Below are 18206 nucleotides of genomic sequence, written 5' to 3'. Positions count from 1 at the left end.
GATCGTCAGGTGCGGTCGTACAGCAGGTCCCAGACGCCGTGGCCCAGCTTCTGGCCGCGGGTCTCGAAGTGCGTCTGCGGGCGCCAGTCCGGGCGCGGCACGCTGCCCCGCGGGCCGGCGCGGTTGACCAGCCCGGCGGTTGCGTCGAGCACGTCCCACATCTGCTCGGCGTAGTCTTCCCAGTCGGTCGCGCAGTGCAGGCGGCCCCCCGGGCGCAGCTTGCGCACCAGCAGTTCGGCGAATGCCGGCTGCAGCAGGCGGCGCTTGTTGTGGCGCTTCTTGTGCCACGGGTCCGGGAAGTAGATGCGCACTTCATCGAGTGCGCCGTCAGCGATCTCGTTCTGCAGCACTTCCACCGCGTCGTGGTGGTACAGGCGCACGTGGTCGGCATCGTCCTCGGCCAGCGCGTTCAGCAGCCGGCCCACGCCCGGGGCGTGCACCTCGATGCCGATGTAGTCGCGCGATGGGTCGTGCTGGGCCGCGAAGCGCAGCGCGGCACCGTTGCCGAAGCCGATCTCCAGCACCTTGTGTGCCGGGCGGCCGAAGGTGGCGTCCAGGTCGCGCGGCTGGCCGTTGTAATCGATGCCGAAGCGCGGCCAGCGTTCGTCGAACGCGCGCTGCTGGGCGGGGGTGAAGCGACCCTGGCGCAATACGAAGCTGCGCACCTCGCGGCGGCCCTCGCTCACGGTGAAGGGCTTGGGCGGGGCCTTGGAACCGGCGCTGTCAAAAGGATTGGTCATCAGCCGATCAGCCCGTCCACCGGCGAGGAGGCGCTGGCGTAGCGCTTGCGCGGGATGCGCCCGGCCAGGAAGGCCTCGCGGCCGGCCTCGACCGCCTTGCGCATCGCGCTGGCCATCAGCACCGGGCTGCGCGCACCGGCAATGGCGGTGTTCATCAGCACGCCGTCGCAGCCCAGCTCCATCGCGATCGCCGCGTCCGACGCGGTACCCACGCCGGCATCAACGATGATCGGGACCTTGGCGTCTTCGATGATCTGCAGCAGGTTGTACTTGTTCTGGATGCCCAGGCCCGAACCGATCGGCGCGGCCAGCGGCATCACCGCAGCGCAGCCGATCTCTTCCAGGCGCTTGGCCAGGATCGGGTCGTCGGAGGTATAGACCATCACCTCGAAACCGTCCTTGACCAGCTGCTCGGCGGCCTTCAGGGTCTGCATCACGTCCGGGTACAGGGTCTTCTGGTCGCCGAGCACTTCCAGCTTGGTCAGGTTGTGGCCGTCCAGCAGCTCACGGGCCAGGCGGCACGTACGCACCGCGTCCTCGGCGGTGTAGCAGCCGGCGGTGTTGGGCAGGATGGTGAAGCGCTCCGGCGACAGCACGTCCAGCAGGTTCGGCTCGCCCGGGTTCTGCCCGATGTTGGTGCGGCGGATGGCCACGGTGACGATCTGGGCACCAGCGGCCTCGGTCGCCAGGCGGGTTTCTTCCAGGTCCTTGAACTTGCCGGTGCCGGTCAGCAGCCGCGAGCCATAGGTCTTGCCGGCGATTACCAGCGAATCGGGGGAGACATGAACGTTCATGGCGCAATTATCGCTTATCCGCCTGAAGATGGGGTCACGTAGAGGGCGGGGTCGAGCGTGGGGTCAGATCCCTTTGCCACCGGCAAAGGGATCTGACCCCTGAACACCCGCGCAGCCTCAGCCCCCACCCAGCGCGTGCACGATCTCCACCACGTCGCCCTCGGCCAGGACGTGCTCGCCATGGCGGCTGCGGCTGACGATCTCGCCGTTGACCTCGACCGCGACCCGGCGTTGCAGCAACTGCTCGGCCTGCAGCAGATCGTGGAGGGTCGCCGAGGCGGGCAGGGTACGGGGTTCGCCGTTGAGCTGGATGTTCATCGCCGCATTGTCGCCTACGGCCTGCGCGGATCGGAACCCTTGCAAATTGCCTCGGCCGCCAGCCCCGGCACAGCGTTGTCCGACGCTGCCGGGCGACAATCCATGCGGCGGCGCAGCGTGAGCAAAACGCGGCGCAGTGAAACCATTCACCGTGCGCCGGCGTACGTCCGCCGGGTCCTCAACGATATCCCCACAGGAGTTTCTTACATGCTGCTCAGCAAACGCCCGATCCGCTCCCTGATGGCGGCCGCGATCGCGCTGGCCGCGGTTCCGGCCATGGCAGGCGAATCCCCGTATTCCAAGGCCGTGTTCTTCGGCGACAGCCTGACCGATGCCGGCTATTTCCGCCCGCTGCTGCCGGCCGATGTGCGTCCGGTCACCGGCCAGTTCACCACCAACCCGGGTTGGGTGTGGTCGCAGCAGGTCGCCAACTACTATGGCCTCAATGGCGCCGCCAACGGCAACGGCCAGAGCGGTGACAACTATGCAGTCGGCGGTGCCCGCGTGTCGGTGGACGAGGCCGGTGGCCTGGGCGTGATTCCGTCGCTGAAGTCGCAAGCAACCCGCTACCTTGCCGCGAACGGTGGCAAGGCTGACGGCAACGCCCTGTACACCGTATGGGGAGGGGCCAATGATCTGTTCGCGGCCACCCGTGCGGCGGCAGGTGGCGCGTCGCAGGCCCAGGTGCAGGGCATCATCGGCGCAGCGGTCACCGACCAGATCGCGCTGGTGGGTGCGCTGAAGCAGGCCGGCGCCCAGTACGTGCTGGTACCGAACCTGCCGGATGTGGGCATCACCCCACAGTTCCGCGGCCCCAATGCCGCCGCCGCCACCGCACTGTCGGCCGGCTACAACAAGGCCCTGTACGGTGGCCTGAAGCAGGCGGGCATCGAGTTCATTCCGCTCGATACCTTCAGCATCCTGCGTGAAGTGACCGCCAACCCGGGCATGTACGGCTTCACCAACGTCACCAGCACCGCCTGCAAGATCGATCCGGCCAACTCGACGCAGAGCATCCTGACCTGCAACCCGACCAGCTACGTCAGCCCGGATGCGGCCAACACCTACCTGTTCGCCGATGGCGTGCACCCGACCACCGCCGGCCATCAGCTGCTGGGCCAGTACGCAGTCTCGGTGCTGGAAGCGCCGCGCCTGCAGCAGGTGCTGAGCCACTCGGCGCAGACCATCGGCCGCTCGCGCGCCGACCAGGTCAGCATGCACCTGGGCGGCCGTCCGGCTGACGGCCTGTCCTGGTGGGGGGGCGTGCGCGGTGACCTGCAGCGCTACGACCACGCCGACCTGTACGACGGGCTGGCCCCGGCCGGCCTGTTCGGTATCGACTGGGCACGCGACGGCATGGTGTTCGGCGGCTTCGCCGGTTTCGGTCGCCTCAACGCCGACTTCGGCAACAACCGTGGCGACTTCACCCAGAAGGACACCTCGGCCGGTCTGTTCGCTGGCTGGTACGGCGACCGCATCTGGGTGAACGGTCAGGTCAGCTACACCTGGCTGTCCTATGACGTGAACCGCAAGGTCCAGCTGGGCCCGGCCACTCGTGAGCATGGTGGTTCGCCGGACGGCAGCAACCTGACCGCCGCCCTGAACGCCGGTTACGAGTTCGGCACCGAAGGCGGCTTCCGTCACGGCCCGATCGCTTCGGTGATCTGGCAGAAGGTGAAGATCGACGGTTACACCGAAAGCGCCGCGGCCGGCACGCTGGCAACCGCGCTGGGCTACGACCGCCAGAATGTCGATTCGACCGTCGGCCGCATCGGCTGGCAGGCCCGCTTCGATGGCGGCACCCTCAAGCCGTACGCGCAGGTGACCTACGACCACGAGTTCGAGGACACCAAGCAGGCCAGCGCCTGGCTGCAGACCCTGCCGGAACTGGGCAGCTACCGCGTGCCGGGCCTGAAGTTCGACAAGAACTACGCCACCGTCGTGCTGGGTGCCCGCACCGAACTGTTCGGCCTGCAGAGCAACTTCGGCCTGAGCGCGTCGACCGGCCAGAAGCGCGCGCAGGACGCCACCCTGTTCGCCAACTTCAGCGGCACGTTCTAAGCAGCAACCGCCGGGGTCGGATCCCTTTCCGCGAGGAAAGGGCTCTGACCCCTCGCGGATGCGGTGGCCGCCATTGCGCAACACCGGGCCAACCGCATAGACTTTCACCGCGCACTGCGGGCGTAGCTCAATGGTAGAGCTGTAGCTTCCCAAGCTACTGACGTGGGTTCGATTCCCATCGCCCGCTCCATTTGTCACGTGATCTGCGCTTAAGTTGTTGATAGCGCACGTGTGAACTGGCAGAAGAACGAATGCTCAAACGACCTGTTTAGGTATCGTTCGAGGTATCGTTTTTGCCCAAGCCGCTGCTTCTTGCTCGTCCCAGTGGGCTATACGCCCGCTTTCTTGTGCCCATCGATCTGCGTGGCGCCGTCGGTTCGCGTTTCCTCGTTCGTCCTCTCCATGAGCCTGCCGGCGATAGGGCACGGCTGGTGGCCGCCTGCATGGGCGTGGCACTCTCTCAGGCATTCGAAGCGATACGCCAGGGGGACGCGGTGGATCTGAAGAAGGCACTGGAAGCGGCACGCGCTGCTGGGCGCAGGGACCTGATCATCAGAGGCATGACCCTGCGCAACGGAACACATGTTGCTGAGGCTCAGCTGGAAACACTCCAGGACGTGGAGATGCTGGAGCGGCTGATGGGCCAAGTGGCGGAGAAGGATCCGCTGGCTGCTGCGGTGGCCGGCTACCCTCCTCAGGTGCCCACGTCGGCTGCGGCCCCGTCAGGACCACTGCTCTCCGCCTGCATCGACAAGCATCTGGCCAGCTTGGGAAAGCTGGCGCCGAAGACCATCATCGAAAGTCGGCACAGCCTGCGAATTCTGTTGGGCCTTGTTGGGGACATTCCTGTCGCCACACTGGACGCTGACCACGTGCAGGCCTTCATGGACGCAGTGGAGCATTGGCCCAGAAACGCAACCAAGAACAAGTTGTATCGCGACCTAAGTGTGCCTCAGGTGCTTGCGCTGTCGAAACGCAACGCAGAGAAGCCGCCGGCCAGTGCGACGCTCAACAAGCATTGGGACAGATTGGGGGTGTTTATTTCGCACCTGCGCAAGCAGCGGCTTCTACAGCTTGACCCGATGGAGGGCGTCGCCTCACCGTCGGAACGGCGGGGAGTGGAGGAGCCGGAAACGGGTCGCCCGTTCACGCATGACGAACTGAAGGTGGTATTCGGGGCAGGTTTCTTGCGCTGGGCCTCGAAGTATCCGCACCGCTTCTGGGGGCCGATACTGGCCTCTACAGCGGCGCGCGCGTGAACGAGGTGGCGCAGCTGCGCGCAGCAGATGTGATGCATGTGGATGGGGTTGCCGGCTTCCTGGTCACAACTCGGGGAGAAGGAAACAAGGTCAAGAACACGAGCTCACTGCGGTTTGTTCCATTGGCTCAACCGGTGCTGGATGCAGGTTTCCTCCATTTCGTAGATGAGGTGCGAGCGTCCGGCGTGGATCGCCTTTTCCCGGACCTTCCCAACAGCACAGGACTGGGCTTTGGGCGTCAGCTGTCACGTCAGTTTTCGACCTACATCAAGCGGCAAGGCGTCACCGAAGAGGGCATGGGATTTCATGCCTTTAGGCATTACTTCATCACCCACACGGATCGAGCGCTGCTGGCCACCGGCATGGAGGTCAGTGCCAGGGACGTGGCCATTGGCCGCATCACCGGACATGGCAAACCGCCCAAATCGGTCTTGCGAAAAGTCTACGTGGACAACAGCGGGTTGGCCGTGCCAGCGGCAGTTCAGCCAGAGACCTTGCCTCTGCGGGTGGAGACGTTGGCGATGTTCAATCCGCCGGTGACCCTGCCGTCGCATGTGCCGGGTCAATTTGGGGAGAACTTGCAACGGGCCGCTACGGAAGCCAAGCGAATTGCGCGAGAGGCAAAAAGAAACAAAACATCCGCATGACTGCCGCGGCTGGGATGGCGTTGGCCCGGCAAGACGTGGAAGCCGATGAGGCGCGGTTTCCACTCACTTCGAAAGCAGAAGTTCAGCCTCTCGGACGCGCAGGCATACCGTCCGAGTTGCGGGTCCAGGTGGTTGAGCGAGCTGACGACGAGCACCAAGCCACGTATAGCCGCGAATTCACCGTCCAAGAAGATCTGCATGGCCCGGGCGTGAACACCCCTGGGCTGGCAGTGCTGGACTTCAACTTGAACCTACCGGTTCTCAAGGCACTCCTGTCCGAAGGTGCTCCGCGAAAGCGCGCGAAAGCAAAGCCCGAGCACGCTCCAGCCTGAGGCGGCAGGAGCAGGGCAAGAGTTTGGCTTCCGTCGGAGCTGGCCAGACGAGGCATTGGTCGGCCCGCTGCGAAGTCACAGGTGCATCAAGCAACACAGTGGCCCGAGGCAGCCTCGGCTGCGGACAGCCCGTGAACATATATTGTTATGTCATAACATTTCAAGTGGCCTCAGTTGGATTGTGCGGAAGGGCCGTCACAGTCTTGAATGAAAGCGCCTGCTGGGTGCACCAATGTGAACCACGAAGGCCACAGCGCGTCGCTGACGAAGCTCCGGCGCATCGAGATTATTGGTTAACTCGATGCCGCCACGCTTGGTCTCGAGGCGAATTCGCAACTCTCATTACTCCGACAGCATCGCAATGGAGGCTATATGCGTGATCTTAGTCAATTGGAACTTGCAGAAGTGTCAGGCGGTACGAAGGGCATCAACATTCAGATTGGTTCGAGCGAAGGAAGCCACGTCAGCGGAACTCTCCACAGCTTCATGGAGACCGCGTATATGTATGGAAGGGTTGCGCCCTTCAGTGGAATCGGCGCTGCTGGTCTAATCTACCATCACCTCATGGCTCAATGATCCAGAATGCCTGATCGGGCGCCAGCGTGAATACGAGGCCGAACCTCTGAGGCACAATTCAGAATGATGTAGGCGCGTTAGCTAAGGCCCAGGCCCAATTCCGGGCCTGGGCCCTCGGGAGAAAGTTCTTGCTCAGGAGAATCGCGCACTGGAGGCCTCGCCCCATAGCGGAGAACAAGATATTCGTAGCTGCAATTGCAACTGTGGGCGCCGGTGCGGCACTTGGAGTTCTGAAATACTTCGACGTTTTTGGATCAAGAGCGATCGTCGAACTTCTCGCCTTCGCGGTTTGTGTCTGGCTACTTCCCAATGAGCCGAGGAGAGAGTGGACTTTCCGGCTTGGCGCTGCCTTGGTGGCCATTGGGATCGCTGGAGGCGCGATTTGGGTTTACGTCGTTGGAATCCCTGCAATACCACATACAAAATTCATCCCCTTTAGCGAAATTCCAATCAATTTCTATGTTCTTGGCTTGATTTCGACCTGCATTATCGGACCTCTTTTCGAGGAGAAGGTAGTGAGACACCTGCTCTTTGATGGCGTATCTCACTACTTCGGGCGCGTATTGGGAACCATCATGGTTAGCGCGGCATTTGCTGCGGTTCACGTCGACGCCGTTATCTCGTCATTCCTATTTTCGATACTGCTATGCATTTTGGCCTATCCATTCAACCTGAGCATAACCCAGCTGGCTACAGTCCACGGCACAATAAATCTCACAATAACGCAGTGGGTCATATTCTACCCGACGCTCAGGGACTACGGAATTCAGTCGTGAGCACCAGCGGACCTTCCCATGCAGCGCCGTGCGTTCAAGCCAGCGACTCGCGCAGGCAAGCACGAATGTCAACGCGGAGGAGCCTTTGATTCAAATGACCAAGCACAGTGACGCCAGCATCCTTGCTTTCGCTCTTGTAGCAGCCTTTGCTTTTTTTGTAGCTGGCTACCATGGCGGGAAATACCTCGCAAAGCAAGAAGATTCTGATAAGCGATCGGAACAGTCTCAGTAGTTTGAATTCACGATTAAAGGGGTGGGGAGTTCTACCCCGTCCCTTCTCGCATCACGCGCAGTTCTGCAGAACCTCCAACAACTACCCTGTTCAATTCGCCATTTCTAGCGATAGAGAGATGCTATCTTATTGACGCCGTGATTCAATCCGAGGCAGCGGAATGCGGTCTTGCATGCTTAGCCATGGTCGCGTCGCATCATGGCAACAACATTGGACTGCGGGAACTCCGCCGCCGCCATGCCCTCTCACTTAAGGGCTCGACGCTTGCTCAAGTCATTGAAATTGGAGGCGCGCTCGGCTTTCGTTGCCGCCCACTACGCCTGGACTTGGAGCACCTGAGTCAACTTCAACTACCCTGCATTGCGCACTGGGACATCGACCACTTCGTTGTAATCAGCAAGGTCCGTCGAAATGGCGTGACCGTTCTGGATCCCGCCTTTGGCAAACGCAAGCTTTCTCTGGATGAGGTCTCGCGCCACTTCACCGGAATTGCGCTGGAGTTGCACCCAACTGCCGAGTTCCGTGCAGTCCCGCGCCCGCCGGCCGTCTCGCTCGCGCAGCTGACGGGGAAGATCGAGGGATTCTGGCGTGCTCTAAGCTTGCTGCTGCTTCTGTCCATTGCTCTTCAGGTGTTTGTTCTGATAGCACCATTCTTCATGCAATGGACCGTGGATCAGGCCCTCATTGCTCATGACAGGGACTTGCTGACTGTGCTGGGCACTGGGTTTGCCCTCGCGCTCCTGCTGCAGGTCTGCATCGGGCAGATCCGAGGCCGAGCGGTCATCTACCTATCAAACCGGCTCAACCTGCAATGGACCGGCAACGTCTTCCGGCACCTGTTGCGTTTGCCTCTGGACTTCTTTGAGAAGCGTCATCTGGGTGATGTCACCTCACGGATGGGGAGCGTCCAAGCCATACAGCGAACGCTAACAACCAGTTTCGTTGAAGCGTTCGTTGATGGCCTCATGGCGGTGGTGACGCTGGGAATGATGCTGCTCTACAACTGGAAGCTTGCGCTGGTTACGTTGATTGCAGTTGCTCTGTATGCAATCGCGCGTGCTTGTGCCTTCGCCCCGCTCAGGCGAGGCACAGAGAGGCAGTTGATCGCCGGGGCACGGCAGGAGAGCCACCTGCTCGAGTCCATCCGGGGGGTTCAATCGGTGAAAGTTGCTGGCCGAGAGTCCATTCGCCAGGCCGGCTACTTCAATCTCATGAACGAAACGGTCAACCATGACGTTTGGCTCGCAAAGTTTGGGTTGAGCTTCGGCGGAGCCAATCAATTATTGTTCGGCTTGGAGCGCATTGCGGTGGTTTGGCTGGGTGCACTACTGGCAATGGAAAACGTCTTCTCCGTCGGCATGCTGATTGCCTACCTCGCCTACAAGGACCAGTTTTCACAACGAGTGGGAGCCTTGATCGACAAGTGGGTGGAGTTCCGCATGCTCCGTCTTCACGGCGAACGGCTCTCCGACATTGTTCTTACCGAACCAGAGAACCTCGCTTCCAGCACCAGCGCTCTGTCGCCGGACGGCATCCGAATTGAGGTCGAAGGGCTTGGATTCCGCTACGCCCCCGGAGAGCCCTGGGTGCTGAGGAACTGTAGTTTTGTAGTGGATCCTGGTGAGTCAGTCGCCATCATCGGCCCATCTGGCTGCGGAAAGACCACGCTGATCAAGATTCTCCTCGGCCTTCTCCAGCCGACGGAAGGTGAGATCCGCATCGGAGGCGTGCCCTTGTCAAAGGTCAGCGTAAGCGAGTATCGCAGCATGATCGGCGCGGTGATGCAAGATGACCAGCTCTTCGCGGGAAGTGTCAGCGAGAACATCGCCTTCGAAGACGATCACCATGATGAATCCAGGGTGCGTGAAGCCGCAGAGTTGGCCGCTGTGCATGACGACATCGCAGCGATGCCCATGGGCTACAACAGCCTGATCGGCGACATGGGGGCGACCCTCTCTGGTGGTCAGAAGCAGCGGGTGATCCTTGCACGCGCCCTGTATCGCAAGCCCCAGTTGCTCTTCTTGGACGAGGCAACCAGCCATCTGGATGTTGAGCGGGAAAGGCTGGTGAATGAAGCCGTCCGACAACTTGAGCTGACCCGGGTGATCATCGCCCATCGGCCAGAGACCATCGCCAGTGCAGACCGGGTGCTGATCATGCACGCGGGCGCGGTAGCGCGCGAGTTGGTGCAGAACGCATCAAGCTCCGCGAAAGCCGCACGGGACGGCCTTGAGGGGGGCCTCGCATGAGCGGCCTCTTCCGCAAGGAAGCCATCGATGCCCAGCGACGAAGCTGGCTCGGTGGAGTGTCCCTGGCGCAACCGCTCCGTTTCTGGATTCTTGCGGTGTTCGCAGCGATGGCTGCCTCGGCCATCGTCGGCTTCCTCTACCTGGGCGAGTATTCACGCAGATCCAGGGTTATGGGCGAGCTTGTGCCTGATCTCGGGCTTTCCACCGTGGTCGCTCCGTCGGCTGGCGTGGTTGCGAGACTGGATGTCGAAGAAGGCGACCACGTCCGGCGCCAGGACGGGCTGCTGACGATCAATGTGCCGCGGGTCACCTCCTCAGGGCAGGATGCCGTGTCCACGTTGCTTGACGCACAGCGCTCCCGTATGGCCAGTGTGGAGGCGATGAGCGAGTTCCAGGACAGGCAGCTCGCGGCACAGCAGGAGGGAGCCAAGGCCCAACGCTCGGCGATGCTGCGCGAGCTTTCGCAGATTGAGGCAGAGATCCACACCCGCGGCGAGCAGGTGCGAATTGGTCGCGAGACCCTCGCCCGATTTCGGAGCGTCGAGGATGAGCGCTACGTAAGCCTGGTTCAGATCAACCAACAAGAGCAATCGATACTCGAGGCGGTCAACGCGCAACAAGCCCTTCAACGCCAAGCGACCTCGATTCGGCGGAACCTGGCTGAACTGGAGCAGCGGCTCGCAGAAATTCCCCATCAGAGGCTCTCCGCCAAGGCGGCCTCGGAACGTGATCTGGCTGCATTGAGCCAGGAGACCGTCCGGATGGAGGCCGACGGGGAGCTGCTGCTTCGCGCACCAGTAACTGGACTGGTAGCAAATCGACTCGTCGAGGCCGGCCAGGCGGTGCAGCCGGGCCAACCCATTCTCAGTCTACTTCCCAAGGGATCCGAGCTTCGAGCACAACTGCTGGTGCCCAGCTCGGCCATTGGGTTCGTCAAATCAGGCGACCGGGTTCTCCTGCGCTATCAAGCCTATCCTTACCAGAAGTTCGGTGCCCACGAAGGAACGGTCATCCGCATCTCTCGCAGCGCGTTGACAGGATCCCAGAAGGACGGCGATGCAAGGCAGTCCTTGTATCGGGTCCTGGTCTCGTTGGACCAACAAGGAGTGCTGGCATACGGGAAGATGGAGACGCTCCGCCCAGGCATGCAGCTTGAAGCCGATATCATGGGCGAGCGCCGCAAGCTCTACGAATGGCTGCTGGAGCCTCTCTACTCCGTGACTGGAAAACTGGGAGGCTAGTAGCGGGTGCTAGCGATGCTGTCCCGGAAGTCAAAATCGTTTGTTTACCGGAAGAGCAGCGGATAGACGACAACCGCGGTGCCAGCAGCGCTGGTCAGCACGCCCAGCACTTCGGCCTGCGCCGTAGCGGGCGGCGTTGAGCAAGCCGTTGGCGGCTTGGGTCAGGCGGCGTTGGTCGGCGGTCGTCATGCCCAGTGTTTAGCGCATTCTTGCCGATGCGCGAGGGCGGGCTGCGCAACAATTTTTGCCGGATCTGCTTATCCAGAACAGGAAAAGCCTAGGAAAGCCTTTCTGTAACTCCTAAAAGCTTTGCCAACGCCCCCCTGCTTTGCCCTTCAGCTGTCGGGTCCCCTCCGGGGCCCCTCCAGCCGAAGGGCAAAGTCTCCCCTAGGACCGGCACCGAATGGCGCCCGGGGATGACTTTGGCCCAGTGAGTTGGCCTCCTGCGGAGACCTCCAGCACTCAGGGCGCGGTGATAATCAGACGACACCGCTTCAACAGGTTCAGGCAGCCTGACTGCCCCGGCTCTGGGTCCTGTCACCAAGCTCTCGCCTGGCGTCTCTCCAGTGGGCTACCCCGCCCCCAGGCGCGTTCTTCCTGGGATAACTCCTAGCTGCATTCCATTGACCACAAACCCGCTGGTGGACGGACAGAGAAGGGGATACGCTCCCGGGCCAGATTGAGCACTCCCGGTTACCCCTCGACAGATGATCCACTTGGGTTGGCGCAAGTTGCAGGCCATACAGCGCCCTGTCCCCTTGCTTCAAAGCTCATGCGCTCCGGTGGCGGTCAACCCAAGCCCCGCAATGAGGCTCCCGTTCCTTGTGCATGACCCGGCTTGTTCCATCCGGGCACCGTGATACGGCTACCAACGGCCTTTGGGCTGGACAGACGGGGAGGAGAGAAGGAGGAGAGGCTTGCGGTCCATCCAAGGCTTGCTAATGTGTGCTCATGGTTCTGAGCCCAAGCCAGGGCACGCCGGATCAGATCGGCCACGTCTTTTTCCACCTGAGCCAGCCATAGGTTGGCCAGGTGGGCCGCTTGTTCGCTTTCCCTCGTTCCATTACCGGTGACCCGGGTGTGGACTTGTGGAGGCAGTTTGGCCGCTGCCTCTTTCCCCCGGTGACCGATCACCCGAGTGGTCCTTTTGGGCACTGAGGATCCGGCTTGGAGGGAAGCGGGTCGGATCTCATGTGCTGGAACGCCCGCCTTGGCTTTGGGGGTGTCTGGAACGAGAAGGGCTTCGGTCGCAGCCTAAAACCGCTGAGCCCCTGCTTTAGGGCGTTCAACCAAGGCGCGCGCATGCAGGGCTTGTTCGTCCACGGTTGCCAATCGGCCTTCGACGGCGGCCTTGGCTTTGATTTCCTCGAAGCGACGGGAGTGCTGGTTGAACCGCCGTTCCCCCGCCGTCTTCAAGCGATCGTTGCGTTTTGCACGAGGGAGGCGCTCCCCCCTTCGGCGGGCTTGCGTGACCGCTTTGCCTTCGTGCCTGGAGGGCAGACGGTCCAGCTTGGCGGCGGTGCAGAAATCGCCCGCTTCGATGGCGCTGCCTCGCTGGTCTCGCAGGCTGCGGTGGTCCACGCGTGCCGATTGGCAGGCATCGCTTAGGGCGCCGTTGATGCGCTCACCGATCAAGGCCCGCAGTGCTTTCAGCTCCTGAGCACCTGCCTTGAACTCATCCAGGACCTTGGCCGCGCTGTCGCCAAACCCGGTTGGACCCACTTGGCGAGGGGTCATGAGAATGTGCGCGTGGTAGTTCCGGTCATCGCCTCCCTTGTCCGGGGCGTGGAGAGCGATCTGCGCGGCCACGCCGTAACGTTCCACCAACAGTTGGCCAACCTGCCGAGCCAGCAGCCGGCGTTGTTCGGGGGTGAGTTCGTGGGGCAGAGCCATCAGCACCTCGCGCGCGACACGCGCGTTCTTCCGTGTCTCGTGTTCTTCAACCTTGGACCAAAGTTGGTGCGGATCCAATGCCCACGCCGGCGCGTTGGTGGGGGCCAGCATGTCCACGGAAAGCACGCCGGTTTTGCGGCTGTAGCTGTGGCGTGCGCCGCTGGGATCGTCCAGGTCGAGACCAGCCCGGTAAGCGGCGGCAGCGGTCGCGCTGTCGCCCTTCCCACGGCTGAGACTTTTCACTTGAACGCTGTAGATCGCCACTGCCCAAAGCTCCGATGCACCGCAGCCCCCTCTGGGGGCGAGGATTGGGGGGAAGGCGACGCGCATGGCGTGGCGTTCGGGTGTCGGGGCGAAGCCCTGACCGCACGGTTTTGCGAAGCAAAACCATAAGTGCGCTATTGCTGGGTTGTTGGGGTCGAAATCGCCCCCTGCCAACTGCATAGAACCGGGCCGCTCGCTGCCGCTCGCCGGGCCCCCTTCTCAGGGTTACATGCACGTCAGAACTGTCAACTTTTTAGCCAAGAGCAAAAGCGATGCTCGCTAACCGCTCGCATCCATGATGGGGCAGGCTGATCTGGCCCCCCCTTGCGCTCCGTGCCATTTCTGGTTGCATGGATCAACGAAGCAAGAGCAAGCGTGCTGTGGGAAACGTTGAAAAGCAGAAGCTGAAGTTGGAGCGGATGGTCGGAGCGCTGGCCAAGGAGCAAGCCAAGCTGCTGCTCGTCGAACGCGAAGAGCAACGCAAGCGCCGGCGTGCAGAACTGAAGCAACGCGAAGCGGATCGCCGTGCCGATGCCCACCGGAAGATCGAACTGGGTGGTCTGGTAATCGCTGCCGGGGTGGACAGTTGGGATCCGGCAGAAGTTGTCGGAGAATTGTTGGTTGTGAGCGAGCAGCTGTTGCTACAACCGACCCGACGAAATGCCCTGCGCGAGAAAGGCATCGCCCATTTGGAGGCGAGGGCTACCACTCGAAGGGCAGGACAATCATGACTTGGACGCCATTACACGAGGCCGTGGTCATGGGCGATGTTGCCGCGCTCACGCCACTAGGTTCCTGGAGGCGTGGGAACGGCGTGACCCTGCCGCCACGTGTGCGACGCCCCTTGCCGCAGGCGCTGAGCCAAACGCCCCGAATTGCCGACACGAGACGCCGTTCGGTCTGGCTTACCCGCGAGCTTTGAAGGCCTTCCTCTCGGCGTGAACTGAGACGCGTTTGCAACATCCGCAGCTGCGGAGTGAATTGGCGTGTTTTTTTGTGAATTAACTATATCTGGTGTTGATTTTGTAATTTTTACACAAGATCATGGGTTTGGGCGGTCGTCGCCCAAAACCATTGTCGAGGTCGAAATGGGCAAGAATCAGCACGTGGTGAAGCGGCCGGATGGCTGGGCGGTGCGTGGCGAAGGCAACTCGCGCGATACCTCTCACCACCGGACCCAGGAAGAGGCAAGGCAGCATGCGCGTGAGATCGCCATCAACCAGCGCAGCGAAGTGGTGATCCACGACCGTCAGGGCCTTATCCGGGACAAGGACAGTTACGGGAACGACCCAAATCCTCCTAAGGGTTGATCAACAAGGCCGCCGTTTGGCGGCCTTGTCTTTTGCTGGAGCTTGGGTTACCGACGGGGCAATGCGCACTCGAGCCATCCCCACCAGTGGGAGCAAGTGGACGCATTGCCCTGCTGGTTGCTGGCCCTTCTGCAAGCCTGTTAGGCTTCTAGGTATCGTTTGAGGTATCGTTTTTCAGTCGAATGTTCCGGACATTTTTCTTATGGAACAGTCGGTTAAGCGGATTTGGGTTCGATTCCCATCGCCCGCTCCATCCTTCAAGACCGCGCCGCTTTCCGCCGCGCAGGTCCCTCCAGACCGCCTCAGTACGCCGCGAACACGCTGGCCAACACGTCGGCATCCAGCACGCGCCCCTGATCGCGATTATGCGTGTGCAGGTACCAGACCTCGCCCGGTTCCAATTGCCGTGTCAGGTGCCACTGGTTTTCCCGGGCCAGAATATCCACCCGGCCCTGGCAGCCGAAGCAGAAGAGGGCCAGAGGCTTGATCGAGGCGGCCTTGCCGTTGACGCTCAGGGCCAGGACGGGGGCTTGGTAGGTTCTCACTTCCCCGGATGATGGGTGCTCGGTGATGGTGGCCGTGTCCCGGCGCAGCGTGGCCACCTGCGCTTGCACCAACGGTTGCAGCCACAGTTCGATGGTGTCGAACAACACATGCAGCGATTGGATCCAGTCCTGGTACTGCTTTTCGACGGCGGCGGCCCTGGCCTGCTCCGCTTGTGCGGACTGCTGCAGCTTCTGTGCAAGTTGCTCCATTTTCGACATCGGGATTTCCGCTTTGGGAGGGGCTTCCATGGTGATCGGCACGCTCGCCTGCTTCCAGCCGAAAGCGACATTTTCGTAGAACTCCTAGAGGCGCTGCGGAGGGGCGCGTAACGCTTCAAACTTTTCCCATGGGCAGGCCGGCGCTGAGCAACTAGCGTGAGCGGATACTGATCAGGAGCTGCCTCCCATGAATTGCCGGAACGACGTCGTCGAGCGCATCCATCGGATCTTTCTTTCCGCCGGCGTCGGCTCGAACAAGCAGCTTGAAGCCGTGCGCGCGCTGGGGCGTGCCGGTGGTCCCAAGGCCGCGGAACTGCTCGAGCAGATCTACCAGCAGGCGTTCAGCAATTCTGCCCTGCAGATGGCCTGCGTGGCGGCGCTGGGCGAAGCGGCCCGTGGCTTCCAGGTCAGTGCTGAACGGGACAGCTGAAGCTTCATCCACAACGCTCGAGATCGTCGACGACGGGCATCATCCGCCCGCCACACGCCCGCGCTATGCTGCGCGCCTGCCGACCGATCCCTCCGCGATGAAGCTCGCCATCCTGTCCCGCAACAGCTCCCTGTATTCCACCCGTCGGCTGGTCGAGGCGGCGCGCGCGCGCGGCCACACCGTGCGCATCCTCGATCCGTTGCGCTGCTACATGCGCATCGCCGCCGATGGCTTTTCCATGCACTACAAGGGCCGGCCGATGACCGGCGTGGACATGGTCATTCCGCGCATCGGTGCCTCGATCACCCGCTACGGCACCGCCGTGCTGCGCCAGTTCGAACTGATGGGCGCACGCACGCCCAATCCGTCCGATGCGATCCTGCGTTCGCGCGACAAGCTGCGCGCGCACCAGCTGCTGGCGGCCAAGGGCATCGACATGCCGGTTACCGTGTTCGGCGACAACCCCGATGACACCATCGATTTGCTGTCCATGCTCGGCCCGCCGCCGCATGTGGTGAAGCTCAATGAAGGCACCCAGGGTCGCGGCGTGATCCTGACCGAAAAGGCCAGTGCCTCGCGCGGCATTGTCGAAGCGCTGCGCGGCCTGTACGCCAACTTCCTGATGCAGGAATTCATCGGCGAGGCCAAGGGCGCCGACCTGCGCTGCTTCGTGGTGGGCGACCAGGTGGTGGCGTCGATGCAGCGGCAGGCACCGGAGGGTGACTTCCGCTCCAACCTGCACGCTGGCGGCACCGCCGTGGCGGCCAAGGCCAGTCGCGCCGAGCAGCAGGTGGCGGTGCGTTCGGCCAAGGCGCTGGGCCTGTCGGTGTGCGGCGTGGACCTGATCCGCTCCGCGCGCGGCCCGCTGGTGCTGGAGGTCAACTCCACGCCGGGGCTGGAGGGCATCGAAGCGGCCTGCGGTGTGGACGTGGCCACACGCATCATCGAACACGTAGAGAAGATCAAAAAGCCTTGATTATTCATGGGGTTGTGATTCTCATGGGTAAATGATCCGGGGCTTTAACGAGGCTTTAATCGGTGCCGGCGTAGGCTTCAGCGAACCGCAGCTCTGCCTCTCAGCAGGATCGGTATCGGGATACGACTTCAGGCCCAGGCGGGTGCACCGCCTGGGCCTTTTTTATGCCTGTCGGCTCTGTGCCCAAGGTCTCTTGTGGAGGCCGCGTGACGGTCGTAGAGTTGGCCCTTCGTTCCGGGATGGATCGGGAGGTTGGCGATGTACCGCATCATGACGATCGCGTTGCTGCTGGGCCTGTCTGGCGCTGTTGCCGCCAAGCCGGAGAAAGTCGCTGTACAGATGGACCGGCAGGGGTCGGTCGCAGAGCAGATGCGCCAGGTGGAAACCGCGCTGGCTGCCCCCGACTATGCCGAACTGTCTGCCGAGGATCGCGGCCAGGTGCAGCAGGCGCTGTCGCGTATCCGCCAGCACATGGGCGAACGCCAGACCGTGCAGGAGCTGCCGCCGCAGTTGCAGGCCGAGGTCTTCAACGAGCAGGAACGCATCAACACCCTGATGGCGCGTGGCCATGACGACAGCCGGCAGATCTGCAGGTACGAACGCACCACCGGCAGCAACATGCCCAGGAGCCGCTGCCTGACCGTGGCCGAACGGCGCCGGATCGAAGAGAAAGGCAAGGCGCTGATCAACGACCAGCGCAGCTACAACACGCTCAGCCCACCGCCCGCCGGGCGTTGACCGCACCGCCTTTCGGTCCACCGGGGTGCCGTAACGGCGTGTCGGTGGCACCGCAGGGTCGGTGTTCCACTCATGGAAGAACCTGGAGGTAACAATGCAGCGCATGACCCCCTTCGCCCTGATGCTGGGCCTGGCACTGGCCACCACCGCGCACGCCAAGCCCGAGAAAGGGCAGGTGAAGTTCGACGCCAACGCGCCGGTGGCCGAACAGATCCGCAACGTTGAGACGGCGATCAACACCGAGGACTACAGCGAGATCGGGCTGGAAGACAAAAGCCGCGTGCAGCAGGCGCTGGGCCGTATCAAGATCAAGATGGGCGACCACGAACGGGTAGAGCAGTTGAGCCCGCAGGACCGCACCGAGATCTTCAACGACCAGGAAGTGATCAACACGATCATGACCCGCGCCCATGCCGACAGCCGCATGGTCTGCCGCCGCGAGCGCACCACCGGCAGCAACATGCCGCAGAGCGTCTGCCTGACCGTGGCCCAGCGCCGCAAGGCGCAGGAAGACAGCCGCAAGGCCCTCAACGACAACCAGCGTTTCAACAACTACAAGCCGTAACCGTGGTTGGACCGGTCGCAGGCCGCCATCGGTCACCCTGT

Annotated in this window: 15 protein-coding genes, 1 tRNA gene and 1 pseudogene; 12 read left to right on the top strand and 5 right to left on the bottom strand. The window is 62.3% G+C overall.

The features are described from left to right. Positions 1-5: 5 nt before the first annotated feature. The 3 genes from trmB to thiS form a co-directional block, all read right to left on the bottom strand. Complete coding sequence (gene trmB / locus N5E02_RS05330; protein ID WP_005418800.1) at positions 6-740, bottom strand: tRNA (guanosine(46)-N7)-methyltransferase TrmB; 735 nt, start codon at positions 738-740, stop codon at positions 6-8. Further along, on the bottom strand, positions 740-1534 hold the full coding sequence (locus N5E02_RS05325; protein ID WP_164229966.1) for a thiazole synthase: 795 nt from the start codon (positions 1532-1534) through the stop codon (positions 740-742). Before N5E02_RS05325 ends, trmB begins: the two co-directional genes overlap by 1 nt. Before the next feature lie 117 nt (positions 1535-1651). Further along, positions 1652-1852, bottom strand: coding sequence for a sulfur carrier protein ThiS (thiS, locus tag N5E02_RS05320; RefSeq protein WP_005418796.1), 201 nt, complete (start codon positions 1850-1852; stop codon positions 1652-1654). A 207-nt stretch (positions 1853-2059) separates the two neighbouring features. On the opposite strand from thiS, the gene N5E02_RS05315 reads away from it, so the two are divergent. From N5E02_RS05315 to N5E02_RS05290, 6 genes and pseudogenes are all read left to right on the top strand, one after another. Next, positions 2060-3913: an autotransporter domain-containing esterase gene (locus N5E02_RS05315; protein WP_053501089.1), complete on the top strand. Its 1854-nt coding sequence runs from the start codon at positions 2060-2062 to the stop codon at positions 3911-3913. A 116-nt stretch (positions 3914-4029) separates the two neighbouring features. After that, a tRNA-Gly gene (locus N5E02_RS05310) sits at positions 4030-4103 on the top strand. Positions 4104-4356: 253 nt separating this feature from the next. Continuing rightward, a pseudogene (locus N5E02_RS05305) lies at positions 4357-5819 on the top strand (site-specific integrase). Between the two features lie 1036 nt (positions 5820-6855). After that, positions 6856-7503: a CPBP family glutamic-type intramembrane protease gene (locus tag N5E02_RS05300; protein ID WP_231109041.1), complete on the top strand. Its 648-nt coding sequence runs from the start codon at positions 6856-6858 to the stop codon at positions 7501-7503. Positions 7504-7863: 360 nt separating this feature from the next. Beyond that, the gene (locus tag N5E02_RS05295) at positions 7864-9984 is read left to right on the top strand and encodes a peptidase domain-containing ABC transporter (protein WP_231109043.1); all 2121 of its coding nucleotides are present in this window, start codon (positions 7864-7866) and stop codon (positions 9982-9984) included. Next, on the top strand, positions 9981-11225 hold the full coding sequence (locus N5E02_RS05290; RefSeq protein WP_065185271.1) for an HlyD family efflux transporter periplasmic adaptor subunit: 1245 nt from the start codon (positions 9981-9983) through the stop codon (positions 11223-11225). The genes N5E02_RS05295 and N5E02_RS05290 overlap by 4 nt, the downstream gene beginning before the upstream one ends. A gap of 1254 nt (positions 11226-12479) precedes the next feature. On the opposite strand, the gene N5E02_RS05285 is transcribed toward N5E02_RS05290, so the two are convergent. Then, on the bottom strand, positions 12480-13382 hold the full coding sequence (locus tag N5E02_RS05285) for a MobA/MobL family protein (protein WP_081275748.1): 903 nt from the start codon (positions 13380-13382) through the stop codon (positions 12480-12482). A gap of 350 nt (positions 13383-13732) precedes the next feature. Between N5E02_RS05285 and N5E02_RS05280 the strand changes: the two genes are divergently transcribed. Together N5E02_RS05280 and N5E02_RS05275 are read left to right on the top strand one after the other, a co-directional pair. After that, entirely contained in the window at positions 13733-14113 is a 381-nt protein-coding gene (locus N5E02_RS05280) for a conjugal transfer protein TraD (protein WP_231109040.1), read from the top strand. 357 nt (positions 14114-14470) lie between these two features. Beyond that, positions 14471-14692: a DUF2188 domain-containing protein gene (locus N5E02_RS05275; protein WP_010481480.1), complete on the top strand. Its 222-nt coding sequence runs from the start codon at positions 14471-14473 to the stop codon at positions 14690-14692. A gap of 302 nt (positions 14693-14994) precedes the next feature. On the opposite strand, the gene N5E02_RS05270 is transcribed toward N5E02_RS05275, so the two are convergent. Further along, positions 14995-15498 carry a hypothetical protein gene (locus N5E02_RS05270; RefSeq protein ID WP_279945999.1) on the bottom strand — a complete coding sequence of 168 codons (504 nt, stop codon included), beginning with the start codon at positions 15496-15498 and terminating at the stop codon, positions 14995-14997. A 145-nt stretch (positions 15499-15643) separates the two neighbouring features. Here N5E02_RS05270 and N5E02_RS05265 point away from each other — a divergent pair, with 145 nt between their 5' ends. The 4 genes from N5E02_RS05265 (at position 15644) to N5E02_RS05250 (ending at position 18165) form a co-directional block, all read left to right on the top strand. Then, on the top strand, positions 15644-15886 hold the full coding sequence (locus tag N5E02_RS05265; RefSeq protein WP_005418653.1) for a hypothetical protein: 243 nt from the start codon (positions 15644-15646) through the stop codon (positions 15884-15886). Between the two features lie 97 nt (positions 15887-15983). Then, on the top strand, positions 15984-16862 hold the full coding sequence (rimK, locus tag N5E02_RS05260; RefSeq protein WP_262090264.1) for a 30S ribosomal protein S6--L-glutamate ligase: 879 nt from the start codon (positions 15984-15986) through the stop codon (positions 16860-16862). 258 nt (positions 16863-17120) lie between these two features. Then, positions 17121-17600 carry a hypothetical protein gene (locus N5E02_RS05255; RefSeq protein WP_005418649.1) on the top strand — a complete coding sequence of 160 codons (480 nt, stop codon included), beginning with the start codon at positions 17121-17123 and terminating at the stop codon, positions 17598-17600. Between the two features lie 94 nt (positions 17601-17694). Beyond that, entirely contained in the window at positions 17695-18165 is a 471-nt protein-coding gene (locus N5E02_RS05250; RefSeq protein WP_005418647.1) for a hypothetical protein, read from the top strand. The last annotated feature ends 41 nt before the right edge of the window (positions 18166-18206 follow it).

Source organism: Stenotrophomonas sp. GD03777 (genome assembly GCF_029842485.1).
GTDB lineage: Bacteria > Pseudomonadota > Gammaproteobacteria > Xanthomonadales > Xanthomonadaceae > Stenotrophomonas > Stenotrophomonas sepilia.
This window is presented reverse-complemented; position numbering and strand designations above follow the sequence as displayed.

Excerpts from the sequence above, each read along its gene's own strand:
- trmB (WP_005418800.1), bottom strand. The coding sequence starts at position 740 with ATGACCAATCCTTTTGACAGCGCCGGTTCCAAGGCCCCGCCCAAGCCC.
- N5E02_RS05325 (WP_164229966.1), bottom strand. The coding sequence starts at position 1,534 with ATGAACGTTCATGTCTCCCCCGATTCGCTGGTAATCGCCGGCAAGACC.
- thiS (WP_005418796.1), bottom strand. The coding sequence starts at position 1,852 with ATGAACATCCAGCTCAACGGCGAACCCCGTACCCTGCCCGCCTCGGCG.
- N5E02_RS05315 (WP_053501089.1), top strand. The coding sequence starts at position 2,060 with ATGCTGCTCAGCAAACGCCCGATCCGCTCCCTGATGGCGGCCGCGATC.
- N5E02_RS05290 (WP_065185271.1), top strand. The coding sequence starts at position 9,981 with ATGAGCGGCCTCTTCCGCAAGGAAGCCATCGATGCCCAGCGACGAAGC.
- N5E02_RS05280 (WP_231109040.1), top strand. The coding sequence starts at position 13,733 with ATGGATCAACGAAGCAAGAGCAAGCGTGCTGTGGGAAACGTTGAAAAG.
- N5E02_RS05275 (WP_010481480.1), top strand. The coding sequence starts at position 14,471 with ATGGGCAAGAATCAGCACGTGGTGAAGCGGCCGGATGGCTGGGCGGTG.
- N5E02_RS05265 (WP_005418653.1), top strand. The coding sequence starts at position 15,644 with ATGAATTGCCGGAACGACGTCGTCGAGCGCATCCATCGGATCTTTCTT.
- rimK (WP_262090264.1), top strand. The coding sequence starts at position 15,984 with ATGAAGCTCGCCATCCTGTCCCGCAACAGCTCCCTGTATTCCACCCGT.
- N5E02_RS05255 (WP_005418649.1), top strand. The coding sequence starts at position 17,121 with ATGTACCGCATCATGACGATCGCGTTGCTGCTGGGCCTGTCTGGCGCT.
- N5E02_RS05250 (WP_005418647.1), top strand. The coding sequence starts at position 17,695 with ATGCAGCGCATGACCCCCTTCGCCCTGATGCTGGGCCTGGCACTGGCC.